Below are 13,346 nucleotides of genomic sequence, written 5' to 3'. Positions count from 1 at the left end.
CCCGGCATGCCGTTGCGGTCGAGTCGCTAGATTCGACTTTAGTATGAAACCTTTCCCTGGCCTACCCGTTCCTTAACGCAGACCCGATCCATGACCCTTCCCCAAATCGAGATCCTCCTCCTGCTCGCAGGGGCCCTGGTCCTGTTCGCCTGGGGCCGCTGGCGCCACGACCTGGTGGCGCTCCTTGTGCTTCTGGCCGGGGTGGGACTGGGACTGGTCCCCTTCGGTTCTGCCTTTACCGGTTTCGGGCATCCGGCTGTGATCACGGTCGCCGCCGCCCTGGTGATCAGTCGCGCCATCGCCGGTACCGGCGTGCTGGACGACCTTGCCGGCCGGCTGGCCGCACGGGCGAAACACCCGGTTTTGCTCATCGTACTTCTGGGCCTGCCGGCGGCTTTGGCCTCGTCGGTGATGAACAACGTCGCTGCGCTGGCGCTGATGATGCCGGTGGCTATCGCGGTGAGCCGCACGGCACAGGCTTCACCCAGCCTGACCCTAATGCCGCTGTCCTTCATTTCCATGCTGGGTGGCCTGATCACCCTGATCGGCACGCCACCCAACGTGATCATTGCCACCATCCGTGCCGACCGGATGGGCGAGGCTTTCGGCCTGTTCGATTTTGCGCCAGTGGGTATCGTGGTGGCGCTGGCCGGCATCGGCTTCATCGCGCTCGCCGGCTGGCGGCTGGTACCGCAGCGCGTGGCAGCCACCCGCGGCAGCGATGAAGGCGTTCAGGAATACCTTTTGGAGGCGCGCGTCGAGGAACAATCGCCGCTGATCGGAAAGCCGCTCCGTCACACTACGGCGGCACTCGACGAACACGATGCCGCCCTGCTGGGCCTGAAACGTGGCGATGTCACCATTCCCGGCGTGGCGCAATGGACCGTGGTGCGCGAAGGCGACGAACTGCTGATCGAAGCGTCGCCCGATGTCGTTGGCGACTTGCTCAAGCCGCTTGGGCTTTCATTGCTGAACCCCGACAATCCACTGATCGAACTGGCCAAGGCCGGCGATCTGAAAGTGATCGAGGCAGTGGTGCGGCCTGCCGGTATCATCGATGGTCTGACCCCGGCCGAAGTACGGCTGCGCCAGCGTTATATGATTAACCTGCTGGGTGTGGCACGCGAAGGCGTGCGCCGTTTCCGTGGCCTGAAAGACTGGCGATTCAACGGCGGGGACGTGCTGCTGCTGCAGGGAGAGGCCGACCGCATCGACGACGCTCTTGGCCGACTGGGTCTGCTGCCGCTGGCCGCACGCGACCTTTCCCTGGGGCCGCGCCCCGGAGCCTTCGCCACGGTTGGCATAGTATTGCTGGCGTTGGCCGCATTGGCTTTCGGCCTTGCACCGGCAGCCATTTGCCTCGCGGCCGCGGCGGTATTGCTGCTGTTGAGTGGGCGCGTCGGTCTGCGCGAGGCCTACGATTCCGTCGACGGATCGGTGCTGGTACTGTTGGGCGCCATGATGCCGGTGGGCGAGGCCTTCGACAGCACCGGCACCACCAGGCTAATCGCCAATCTGCTGGTCGACCTGTCGGGCGAATTGTCGCCTCTGTGGATTCTCGCGCTGGTGCTGGTGGTGACCATGCTGGTTTCCGACATCGTCAACAACGCTGCGACCGCGCTGCTGATGGCGCCGCTGGGCATCGATATCGCGAACCGGCTGCAGGTCAATCCCGATGCCTTTCTGATGGCCGTAGCGGTCGGCGCCTCCTGCGCTTTCCTCACGCCGATAGGGCACCAGAACAATCTGCTGGTGATGGGCCCAGGCGGCTATCGTTTCAGCGATTACTGGCGGCTGGGACTGCCGCTGGAGATCGTCGTGTTCGTTGCCAGCATGCTGGTGCTGCCGATCTTCTGGCCGCTTTAGATATTCTGCTCGATCCAGCGCGAAAGCTGCGGCAGCGGCATGGCGCCGCTGATGCGCGCGATTTCACGTCCGCCGCGGAACAAGGCAAGCGTGGGGATCGAGCGGATGTTGAACCGCGCCGCCAGGCCCTGCTCGGCCTCGGTATCCAGCTTGCCCACACGAAGGCGCGGCTCGAAGGACTGCGCCGCCTGGTCGATCACCGGGGCCATCATGCGGCAGGGCCCGCACCAGGCCGCCCAGAAATCCACCAGCAGGGGCAGGTCGGCCGAACCGGCATGGCGCTCGAAATTCGCCCCCGTCAGCGTGAGCGGCCGGCCGACGAAGAGCGGCTGGCCGCATTTGCCGCATTTGCCATGATCGCCCAGGCGCTCGGCCGTCAGGCGATTCACCGTATTGCACTGGGGGCAGGGAATAAGGACCTGATTTGACATGCGGAAAACCTCGAATGCCGCCAGATGTGAGGTCGGCGGCTTTCCCTGTATGTATTAGCGATTTCTAAAACAACAAGAGGGCTGCGGCATCGCGGTCCAAATCATCCCTATCGCCGGCGCCGGGCTTGTGGAATCCTGTTGGCCAGAGGGTTGAGTGCCGCGTTCCCAAGGACCGGCAGCAGAACCGGTCCCCGCTTAAGCCGCCAGGCTTGCCGCGTTATCGACGCGCCAGACCGCCTGCATCTCCATGCAGGCAGACAGGGAGACCGCCATGCCGAATGCATCCTTCTCTTCCCATCCCAGTGTAAGCGTTGCCGGGGGCGATGCCCCCAGGGTTGCCGCTATTGTCGGTCCATATACGGCCGGCAAAACCACCCTGCTCGAAGCCCTGCTGTTCGCCGCTGGCGCGATTCCCCGCAAGGGCTCGGTGGCGGCTGGCACCAGCGTAGGCGACGCCTCGGCAGAGGCGCGCAGCCGTCAGATGACGGTGGAACCCAATCTGGCCCATTGCGATTTTCTCGGCGAACCCTGGGTGCTGCTCGACTGCCCGGGTTCGGTGGAACTGGCGCAGGAAGGCCTGAGCGCGCTGATGGTGGCCGACATCGCCGTCGTGGTGGTGGAGCCCGACCCGGCCCGCGCCGTGACCCTGGCGCCCCTGCTGAAATTCCTCGATGCACGGCGCATACCGCATCTGCTGTTCGTCAACAAGCTCGACAAGACCAGCATCCGCATGCGCGACCTGTTGGCCGCATTGCAGCAGGTGTCCAGCCGGCCGCTGGTGCTGCGCGAGGTGCCGATCCGCGAGAACGACGCCATCACCGGCTATGTCGATCTGGTGTCGGAACGCGCCTATCGCTATGGCGAGCAGAAGCCCTCCGACCTGATCGAGATGCCGGCCGATATCCGCCCGCGCGAGAACGAGGCGCGGCAGCAGATGCTGGAAGCCATCGCCGATTTCGACGACGCGCTGCTGGAGCAGTTGCTGGAAGACCGCGCGCCGGCGCCGAAGGACATCTACGCGCTGCTGCGCAAGGATGTGGCGAACGACCTGATCGTGCCGGTCTTCTTCGGCTCGGCCGAGCGCGGCAACGGCGTCACGCGCCTGTGGAAGGCCCTGCGCCACGAAGCGCCGCATCATGACGCCACGGCCACGCGGCTGGATGTGAATGCCGATGGCGGCAGCTTGAGCGCCACGGTATTCAAGACGCTGCATCAGGCCCATACCGGCAAGCTGAGCCTGGTTCGCCTCTGGCAGGGCGGCATCGTCGAGAATGCCATGCTGGGCGGCAAGCGGCTGGGCGGCCTGTATCGCCTGATGGGCAATCACGTGGAAAAGGCCGGCCAGGCGCAGGCCGGCGACATCGTCGGCCTGGGGCGGCTGGACGACATCGCCACCGGCCAGACCCTGAATGCGGATGGCCAAGGCCGCGCCATCGTCGACTGGCCCGACCCGGCACCGCCGGTGCATGCTATCGCGTTGCATACCAGCGACCGCAAGGATGAGGTGAAGCTGACAACGGCGCTGGCCAAGCTGCGCGAGGAGGATCCCAGCCTGGTGATCGAACAGACGGCGGGGCAACTGCTGCTGAAGGGCCAGGGCGAGATCCACCTGAAGCTCAGCCTCGACAAGCTGCAGCAGCGCTTCAATGTCGGCGTGCATGGCAGCGCGCCGCTGACTGCCTACAAGGAAACGATCCGCCACGGCGCGCAGCAGCATGCGCGTTTCAAGCGGCAATCGGGCGGCCATGGCCAGTTTGCCGACATCAAGGTGGAGATCGCGCCGCAGCCGCGCGGTGCGGGCTATGTTTTCGTCAACCGCGTGGTCGGCGGGGCAATTCCGAAGAACTTCATCCCCGCCGTGGATGACGGCATCCGCGAATCGCTGCATCGCGGCCCGCTGGGCTTTCCCGTGGTGGACGTGATGGTGACCCTGACCGACGGGCAGTATCATTCGGTGGATTCATCCGACCAAGCCTTCCGCACCGCCGGCGGGCTGGCCATGGCCGAGGGCCTGCTGAAATGCGCGCCGGTGCTGCTGGAGCCAATCCAGTCGGTCACCTTCACGGTGCCGAACGAATATACGGCGAAGGTGCATGCCATCGTGTCGTCGCGGCGCGGGCAGATCCTGGGCATCGCCGCGCGCGAGGACTGGCCGGGCTGGGACCAGATCGACTGCTACATGCCCGAGGCCGAGATGCATGACTTGGCGGTCGAACTGCGCTCGATGACGCTGGGCGTCGGCGGCTTCACTGCGCGGTTCGACCATCTGCAGGAACTGGCCGGCAAACTGGCCGACCGTGTGGTGGAGGATCGCCGCCGCGCCCTGGCGGCGTAACCTCCATCGCAGCTCAATCAGCCGACCGGCACCGTCGCCTTCACCGAGGGTCGCTCGAAGAAGCGTGCCGCCCAGGCCGCGGTCTGCGGATATTTCTGCCGCCAGTTCATGTCGCCGAAGCGGAAATCGAGATAGCCCAGCGCGCAGGCGATCGTCACCATGCCAATATCGACGCGGTCGCCGAAGGACGGCGCCAGCTTCTCGATCTCGGCCATGGCGCCCAGCACCTTTTTCATCTGGCCATCGGCCCAGTCGGACCAGCGCTTGTCGTCCGGCCGCAGGAAACCCTCGTAGCGCACCAGCAGGGCGGCATCGAGCAGGCCATCGCCCAGCGCCTGCTGGCGCAGCACGGCCCAGCGCGAGGCGTCGGCCGGGAAGAATTTCTTGCCCGCATGCAGCGTGTCGAGGTATTCGCAGATCACGCGACTGTCGAAGAGATGCAGGCCGTCGTCGGTGACCAGCGTGGGCACCTTGGCAATCGGGTTGGCTTTGGCCACATCGGGATTCTGCGCCACCGGCGTGGTGGCGGCCGGGATGCGTTCGATCTTCGCATCCAGCCCGGTCTCCAGGGCCAGGATGACCACTTTGCGCACATAGGGCGAGGTGGGGGAATAATAGAGCTTCATGGGGTTTCCTCGTTGACGTTGCCCGGCAGACTAGCGGCCGGACGCCAGCGGCGCCATGCGGACAATGACGACAATACGAACCGATACAAGTGGGAGAAAAAAGAGCGCCGGCAGTGTCCGGGGAAACCCGGCACGGCCGGCGCAAGTGTCCGTCTCGCCACCCGGCCGTGGAGACCCAGGGCCGGGGATACTCGCAGCCCGATGCGCCTCGGCACCGGATGCTGAACACTACAAAGCAGGTTTCATGCCAGCGCCGGGATGGGGTTTACGCCCGCTTGCAGCCGCCTGGCCCGGTTTCATGCGCAAGAAGCGGGCGATGCCGCCGGCCGCCTGCCCAGCCATGAGGCATAAGGCAGCGGCTGCGCGATCAGGCCAGCAGTGCGGCGAACAGCAGGCTGCCCACGGCCGCCAGGGTGAGCGGCGGGCGCAGCCGGGCGTACCAGAAGGGTGTCCATCCGCGCAGTCCGGCCCAGAAATCGAAGGCCAGCAGCAGCGCAAAACCGGCCCCCAGATAGAGCCAGCCGGTTTCCGCCGACAGCCACAAAGCGGGCCAGGCATACAGCGCCGGCAATACGCTGGCCGCATACTGCCACGGGCGATGGTCGCGCATCGCCAGCCCCCAATGCACGCCACCCATGAAACTCAGGATCGCGGTGCCATAGCCGGTAAGCAGGGTTTCGGCGACGAAATTGCCCGGCACCGGCGCGAACCGCACGGCCAGCGCCAGCGCGATGAAGGGCAGCGCACCGGCGGCACCGAGCCAGAGCGCCGCCGATGGGACGCGATCAGACATGGCCGGCCTCATGCATGGCCTGCCTGGGGCGACTGGCGTTCGGCGCTGTCCATCGCGCGCAGGGCCGAGGCCTGCAATTCGGCGGCAAGCCGCTGGGTGAGCGGCAGCGGTGCATGGATCATCGCGGCGCGGATCGCGCTGGCCATGCTTAAGGCCTGCAACACATCGCCGTTGCTGGTCTCGCCCAGGATGGCGATCTCGCGGTCCAGCGTTTCGAGGATGGCGGTGAGCAGTTGCGACACGCGCATCGCCGAACCGGTTTCGGCATGCAGCGGAAAACTGATTTCGAACACGTCGCCGCTGCTGGTGCGGGCGGTATAGGGCATATGAGTGGCCATGACATTCCCTCGGATGGCTGACGGAGAGAAAAGATGGAGCGGCCTGGCCGATTGGCCAGTTGTTCAGCCGACCGGCAGCAATTCCACCGCCACGCCCACGCGATGCGGCCCACCGCCCAGCACCACGCCGCGCACCGGACTGATGTCGCCGTAATCGCGGCCGATGGCCGCCGTCACATGCTCGTCGGAACAGATCAGGTTGTTGGTGGGATCGAGGTCGATCCAGCCCAGCGCGGGCCCGCACCAGACCGAAATCCAAGCATGGCTGGCATCGGCGCCGCGCAGGCCGGATTCAGGGGCGTCGCCCGATTTCAGCGTGCGGATGTAGCCCGAGACATAACGGGCGGCCAGCCCCAGGCCGCGCAGCATGGCGATCTGCAGGTGGGCGAAATCCTGGCACACGCCGGCGCGCTTCTGCATCACGGCGGCCACCGGCGTGAAGACTTCCGTGGCGGCGGGGTCATACCGGAAATCGCGATAGATGCGGGCCGTGAGATCGACCACCGCCTCCAGGATCGGGCGACCTGCGGCGAAGCTTGTCTGCGCATAGGCCAGCGCCTCGTCGCTGGCCTGCGCCATCGGCGAGTCGTGCACGAATTCGCTTTCACGGACGGGTTCGGGAAAACCGTCGCCGCACAGGGCCTCGCGGATATCCTCCCAGGCCGGCGTGGCCTTCGGGTCGGACGGCGACCAGGGATCGACCTCGACCTCGGCGCGCAGTTCGACATCGAAGCGGGTATGCGGCGCATCGATGGTGAGGTTGGCGATGCGGTTGCCGAAATGATCGACCTGCGCGGCGATCCGCCCGGCATTGGGATTGGTGGTGACGGTGCAGGATTTCACCCGCTGGCGCGGCAATTCGGGCAACGCCAGATGCAGCAGGTGGTGCGAGATATCGACTGCCCAGGAATAGCTGTAGGAGGTGGTGTGGCGCAGGCGGTATTTCATGGCAAGCCGATCCGCATCAGGAGCCGAAACCGAAGGCACGCGCCACCTGCACATGGCTGAAATAGCTGCGCGAGAGCTGGTCGGATATATCCATCAGCGCGTCGCAGGCCGCATCCAGGCTGCCGCGCAGACGGGTACTGAGCTGCGCCATCTCCTCGCGCGGTATCTCGTCGCGGTCGAACAGCACGACCAGATCGGCAAAGGGCTTGGCCAGGGCAAGGCAGTCGGCGGCGCGCGGCGGCGCATCGGGATTGGGCAACGCGTCCAGGTGCTGGGCCATGGTCTGCAGCTGGAAGACCAGCGCATGGGGATTGCTGCCATCGAGCAGCAGCAGGTCGAACACGGCCGCCGCCTGCAGGGCGGCGCGGTAGCGGCGGCGGTAGGTGAGCGTGGAATCGCTGACCTCCAGAGCGACGCGGAAGGCGGAATCGCTGTTCTGCCCCAGCACGGTGGTGGCGGCCGAGACGCTGCGGGCGATGAAGATGGCGCGTTCCAGCCGCCGGCCGAAATCGATGAAGCGCCAGCCCGAGCCGCGCGTCATGTGTTCGGCCAGCATGCCGGCGATGGCGGCGGTCGCGCGGATCATCTGGTCGCAGAATTCCAGCATGGCATCGGCATCGCCGGCCGCCGCCGGCTGACTGATCCGCAACTCGCCCAGCAGATGATTGAGCATGCGCCACATGTCGGCCGAGAAACGATGGCGCGATACGGCAGCCAGCCGTTCGATGCCGTCGATGGTCTGGCCCAGAAGCTGGCTGGGCGCGCAGGCCCGCGTGATGCTGCCGACGAACAGGGCCGAATCCGGCGGCGCGGCGGCGGCCTTCTGGTCCAGCAGGCCGCAGCGCGCCATGGCGCGGGCCAGCACCGTCATCTCGACCAGATCGCGCGCCGAGGAGAATTCTCCGACCAGGCGCGATAGCACGGCGCGCAGCAGCCGCGCGCCGCCATCCAGGCGTTCGACCCCGCGGCCGAGCCAGTAGAGATCGTCGGCGACGCGGCTTTGCAGCGTGCCGGAGGAGCGGCGCAGGGCGAGACGCTGCCGCGTGGCGGTGCCGCGGATCACGGTGGGCCCCTGCTCCTTGGCCACCACCCAGACATCCTTGTTGATGCCGCCGCGCTGCAAGGTTGCGGCGAAGGGATCGTTGCTGCTGGGCACGCGGGCCAGGCCGCCCGGCATCACCACATAGTCATCGCCATCGGCCACCACCTGCACCCGCAGCAGGATCGGCTGCGGTTCCAGCCCCTTCTCGCCCAAGCCGGGCGAAACGGATGGCGTGATGCGCTCCTGCGCCACGTAATCGCCGGGCCGCGCCTTGATCTGCGCCAGGAAGCTGGTGCGCTCGGCTTCGGGCAGACTGCCAACCATGACGGGCCGGTCGTTCAGGCCATAGGCGCCGCGCACCACCAGGTCGTCGAACCGCGCCTCCACTTCCGACAGCGCGTAGGACTGGCCGCACCACCAGGTGGCGATCGACGGCAGGGTCAGGCTTTCGCCCAGCAGATGCTCGCTCAGTTTGGGCAGGAAAGCCTGCAGGGCCGGCGCGCCGGCCAGGCCGCTGCCGATGGCGTTGCTGACGCAGACCTGGCCATCGCGCAGGGCCTGCATCAGGCCGACCACGCCCAATGTGGAATCCGCGCGCAGTTCCAGCGGGTCGCACCATTCGCCATCCAGGCGGCGCAGGATCACATCGACCGGTTCAAGGCCGGCCAGCGTCTTGATGAAGATGCGGCCGTCCCGCATCGTGAGATCGGCGCCCTCCACCAGCGTGGCGCCGAGTTCGCGTGCCAGATAGATATGTTCGAAATAGGCTTCGTTGTACGGGCCGGGCGTGAGCAGCACGACACGCGGATTGTCGGTCTGCTGCGGCGCACGGTTGGCCAGATCGGCCTGCCAGTATTCGAAATAGGAATTCAGCGGCCGCACGCGACATTGCCGCAGGGCCTGGCCGAGCAGGCGCGACATCACACGGCGATTCTGCAGGGCATAGCCGGGACCGGCCGGCGACTGGGTCCGGTCGGCGATCACGCGCCAGATGCCGTCGGGGCCGCGCACCAGTTCGGCGGCGTAATGCTGCAGCATTCGTCCCTGTGGCTGGCCATCGGTGCGGCGCGCGGCGCGCAGGAAATCGCGGTGTCCATAAACCAGGGCCGGCGGCAGGCGATGCTGCGCCAGCAGGTCCATCGGACCGTAGAGGTCGCGCAGCACGGCATCGAGCAGCCGCGCGCGCTGGATCAGACCGGCTTCGATGCCGGCCCATTCCTCGGCCGAGAGCAGCACCGGCACCGGATCGAGCCGCCAGGGCCGCTGTTCCGGCAGGGGCGGCGCGATGGCGGCGCCGCTCGGGCCCGGGCTGCCGGGCAGTTCGTAGAGGTTGTAGGTAACGCCTTCGTCTTCCAGATACTGGCGGCCACGCTCGGCACGTTCGGCCAGGCCGGCAGCGCCCAGTTCGCTCAAGGTCGCCAGCAACGGTTGCCAATGCGCGCGGATGACCCCCTGGCCGGTGACCATTTCGTCATAGGCCTCCCCCGGCGCGGGCGAAGCCGGCGTCGCGGTGGGGGAAAGCCTAGCCTGCAGGGGCGAATTCATCATCCCGTCCGAATCGGGCGGAAGTTTACCCGGTTCGCAGATCGAGGGTAAGCGGCTGTTCGCGCGGCGGGGCCAGCGGCGGCACCGGCATGGGGCCCGGCGTATGGCCGATGGCGAAAAACCGGGCGCGGCGCCGCGCCTCGGCCTCGTTGCCGTTTACCGGGAAGGTGTCGTAATTGCGCCCGCCCGGATGGGCCACATGATAGCTGCAGCCGCCGAGCGAGCGTCCGTTCCAGCCATCGAACAGGTCGAAGCTGAGCGGCGTATGCACGCCGATGGTGGGATGCATGGCGCTGGGCGGCGCCCAGGCCTTGTAGCGCAGGCCAGCGACATACTCGCCCGGCACGCCGGTGGCACGCAAAGGCAGCGCGCGGCCATTCACCGCCACCACATGGCGGCCATCGACCAGGCCCCGCACCTTCACCTGCATGCGTTCGACCGATGAATCGACGAAGCGCACCGTGCCGCCGCCCGCTGCCTCCTCGCCCAGTACATGCCAGGGTTCCAGCGCATGCCGCAGCTCCAGTTCGATGCCGCGCGCGGCGATTTCGCCGATCTTTGGAAAGCGGAATTCGGCATGGGCCGCGAACCATTCGGGATCGAAGCCGAAGCCATGCTCATTCAAGTCGGCCAGCACATCGTTGAAAGCCTGCAGGCAGAAATGCGGCAGCAGGAATTCGTCATGCAGGCGCGTGCCCCAGCGCACCGCCTTGCGCGTATAGGGCCGATCCCAGAAGGCCGCGATCAGGCCGCGCAGCAGCAATTGCTGGGCCAGACTCATGCGCGCATCGGGCGGCATCTCGAAGGCGCGCAGCTCGACCAGGCCGAGCCGGCCGGTGGGGCCGTCGGGCGAATAGAGCTTGTCGATGCAGAATTCGGTGCGATGCGTGTTGCCGGTGATATCGACCAGCACGTTGCGGAAGATGCGGTCCACCAGCCAGAGCGGCGGGTTCGGGTTTTTCGCCACCTGTTCGAAGGCGATCTCCAGATTGACCAGCGCGTCGTCGCGGCCCTCATCCACGCGCGGATGCTGTGAGGTGGGGCCGATGAACAGGCCGGAGAACAGGTAAGACAGCGACGGATGGTTCTGCCAGTAACCAAGCAGGCTGCGCAGCAGGTCGGGCCGGCGTAGGAACGGGCTGTCGGGCGGCGTGGCCGCACCCATCACCACATGGTTGCCGCCGCCGGTGCCGACATGGCGGCCATCGAGCATGAATTTCTCGGTGCCGAGCCGGGTCTGCCGCGCTTCTTCGTACAGCACCGTTGTCCGTTCGGCCAGCTCGCGCCAGTCGGCCGAAGGGTGGATATTCACCTCGATCACGCCAGGATCGGGCGTGACACTGAAATGCAGCAGCCGCGCATCGCGCGGCGGCAGGTAGCCTTCCACCACCACCTTGCGGCCCAGCGTCGCCGCCGTGTCCTCGATGGCGGTGACGAGGTCGAGGTAATCCTCGGCCTGTTCCAGCGGCGGCATGAAGACATGCAGCAGACCCCCGCGCGGCTCGATGCACATGGCGGTGCGCACCACCGTAGCATCGGATTGCTGGTTGGCCGGCAACGGTTTCTGCTCGCGCGGAAGCGTGGCGTAATTCTGCCCGCGTGCCCAGGCCTGCATGCGATCCGCCACCATGTGATGGGCCTGTCGGAAGCGTCCATGCGGCGGCAGCGGCGGCTGGTCCTGCATCGTGTCGGGCGCATGCTGATAGGGATAATCCGCCGCCACCACCCAGGGCAGGGAATCGAGCGGCAGGCGGAAGCCCATGGGGGAGTCGCCGGGCAGCAGATACATGGTCTGCGGCCGGAAGAACCACGGCCCCGAACGCCAGCGTTTCGATCCGTTCAGCCCTTCGCGCTGCAACGGCAAGGCATAGCCCACCACCCTGTCGAGACCCTGTTCGAAGATGCGGGCCAGCCGCGCGCGTTCTTCCGGGTCGTCCAGATGCGACTTGAAAGGATCGACATTCACCGGCAAGCGGCGTTCGCGCCACAGGTAATACCAGAGGTCTTCGTAACCCGGGATGCGGTAGCCGGGATCGAGCTGCAGGCGTTCGGCCAGCGCGGCCGCGAAAATATCGGCATCCTGCGGCGTGGCGCCGTCGCCGGCATCCTCGTCGGCTGCCAGCAGCGCCCGGTCACGCCAGACCGGTTCGCCATCGCGGCGCCAGTGGCACGACAATGCCCAGCGCGGCAACTGCTCGCCCGGATACCATTTGCCCTGGCCGTAATGCAGCAGAGGCGAGACCGCAAAACGATCCGCCAGACGGCGCAGCAGGCGGCCGGCCAGCAGGCGTTTATTCGGACCCAGCGCCGCCGTATTCCATTCCGCGCCATCCATGTCGTCGATGGAAACGAAGGTCGGCTCGCCGCCCATGGTCAGCCGCACATCGCCGCCTTGCAGCCGTGCATCCACCGCGTCGCCGAGCGACAGCATCTTCTGCCAGTTCTCGTCCGAGATCGGTTTGGTGACGCGCGGCGTCTCGCGGAAACGCGTCACCTTCATCTCGTAGGAGAAATCGACCTCGGTCTTTTCCAGCGCGCCGCTGATCGGCGCCGCCGATTGCGGCTCGGGCGTGGCCGCCAGCGGGATATGCCCCTCGCCCGCCATCAGGCCCGAGGTGGGATCCAGTCCGATCCAGCCGGCACCGGGCAGATAGACCTCGACCCAGGCATGCAGGTCGGTGAAATCGGCGACCGGCCCTTCGGGACCGTCCAGCGGTTTGATATCGGCGACAAGCTGGATCAGGTAGCCCGAGACGAAACGCGTGGCGAAACCCAGATGGCGCAGGGCCTGCACCAGCAGCCACGACGTGTCGCGGCAGGAGCCGCTTTTGCGCTGCAGCGTCTCCTCCGCACTCTGCACGCCCGGTTCCATGCGGATGAGATACTTGATCTCCTCGCTCAGGCGCTGGTTGAGGCCGACGAGGAAATCGACCGTGCGGGCCTTCTCACGCGGTACCGTGGCCAGCCACTGGCTGAGCAGACGGCCGGGCGGATCGACGCGCTGGAATGGTGCCAACTCCTGCTCCAGCCCCGGGTCGTAATCGAAGGGGAAATGCTCGGCTTCGGGTTCGAGGAAGAAGTCGAAGGGATTGATCACCGCCATGTCGGCGACCAGATCGACCGCCACCTCGAAGACATCGGTACGCTCCGGGAAGACCAGCCGGGCGAGGTAATTGCCCTGCGGATCCTGCTGCCAGTTGATGAAGTGATCCTTGGGCTGGATCTTCAGCGAATAGCTGACGATCGGCGTGCGACTATGCGGCGCCGGGCGCAGGCGCACCGTCTGTGGCCCAAGACTGATCAGCCTGTCGTAACGATAGGTGGTGCGGTGGTGCAGCGCGACCTGAATGCTCATGCTCGATCCCGGCGGTTTACGGCCGGAACGATGCAATCGGTATGCCGGCCCGCTGTCCAGCCTAAAC

At 66.5% G+C, this 13,346-nt stretch carries 9 protein-coding genes; 2 read left to right on the top strand and 7 right to left on the bottom strand.

All coding sequences use genetic code 11. The annotated features are described in order from the left end of the window. Positions 1-90: 90 nt before the first annotated feature. Positions 91-1,866: an SLC13 family permease gene (locus ACK4FJ_RS17810; protein ID WP_409768079.1), complete on the top strand. Its 1,776-nt coding sequence runs from the start codon at positions 91-93 to the stop codon at positions 1,864-1,866. On the opposite strand, the gene trxC is transcribed toward ACK4FJ_RS17810, so the two are convergent. Next, positions 1,863-2,297, bottom strand: a complete 435-nt coding sequence (gene trxC / locus ACK4FJ_RS17805) for a thioredoxin TrxC (protein WP_409768078.1) — start codon at positions 2,295-2,297, stop codon at positions 1,863-1,865. The genes ACK4FJ_RS17810 and trxC overlap by 4 nt on opposite strands. Positions 2,298-2,568: 271 nt before the next feature. Between trxC and ACK4FJ_RS17800 the strand changes: the two genes are divergently transcribed. Next, positions 2,569-4,632, top strand: coding sequence for an elongation factor G (locus ACK4FJ_RS17800; RefSeq protein ID WP_409768077.1), 2,064 nt, complete (start codon positions 2,569-2,571; stop codon positions 4,630-4,632). 17 nt (positions 4,633-4,649) lie between these two features. Here the strand turns inward: ACK4FJ_RS17800 and ACK4FJ_RS17795 are convergent, their stop codons facing one another. The 6 genes from ACK4FJ_RS17795 to ACK4FJ_RS17770 form a co-directional block, all read right to left on the bottom strand. Further along, positions 4,650-5,258, bottom strand: coding sequence for a glutathione S-transferase family protein (locus ACK4FJ_RS17795; RefSeq protein ID WP_409768076.1), 609 nt, complete (start codon positions 5,256-5,258; stop codon positions 4,650-4,652). A 367-nt stretch (positions 5,259-5,625) separates the two neighbouring features. Continuing rightward, positions 5,626-6,051: a DUF3429 domain-containing protein gene (locus ACK4FJ_RS17790; protein ID WP_409768075.1), complete on the bottom strand. Its 426-nt coding sequence runs from the start codon at positions 6,049-6,051 to the stop codon at positions 5,626-5,628. An 8-nt stretch (positions 6,052-6,059) separates the two neighbouring features. Then, positions 6,060-6,389, bottom strand: a complete 330-nt coding sequence (locus ACK4FJ_RS17785; RefSeq protein ID WP_409768074.1) for a hypothetical protein — start codon at positions 6,387-6,389, stop codon at positions 6,060-6,062. Between the two features lie 63 nt (positions 6,390-6,452). After that, the gene (locus ACK4FJ_RS17780; protein ID WP_409768073.1) at positions 6,453-7,337 is read right to left on the bottom strand and encodes a transglutaminase N-terminal domain-containing protein; all 885 of its coding nucleotides are present in this window, start codon (positions 7,335-7,337) and stop codon (positions 6,453-6,455) included. 16 nt (positions 7,338-7,353) lie between these two features. After that, entirely contained in the window at positions 7,354-9,927 is a 2,574-nt protein-coding gene (locus tag ACK4FJ_RS17775) for a circularly permuted type 2 ATP-grasp protein (RefSeq protein WP_409768072.1), read from the bottom strand. Between the two features lie 22 nt (positions 9,928-9,949). Beyond that, on the bottom strand, positions 9,950-13,279 hold the full coding sequence (locus ACK4FJ_RS17770) for a DUF2126 domain-containing protein (protein ID WP_409768071.1): 3,330 nt from the start codon (positions 13,277-13,279) through the stop codon (positions 9,950-9,952). Positions 13,280-13,346 lie beyond the last annotated feature (67 nt).

The sequence above is a fragment of the Ferrovibrio sp. genome, assembly GCF_046297595.1.
Taxonomy (GTDB): Bacteria; Pseudomonadota; Alphaproteobacteria; order Ferrovibrionales; family Ferrovibrionaceae; genus Ferrovibrio.
Note: the sequence above shows the minus strand (reverse complement) of the source record. Positions and strands in the feature narration are given on the sequence as shown.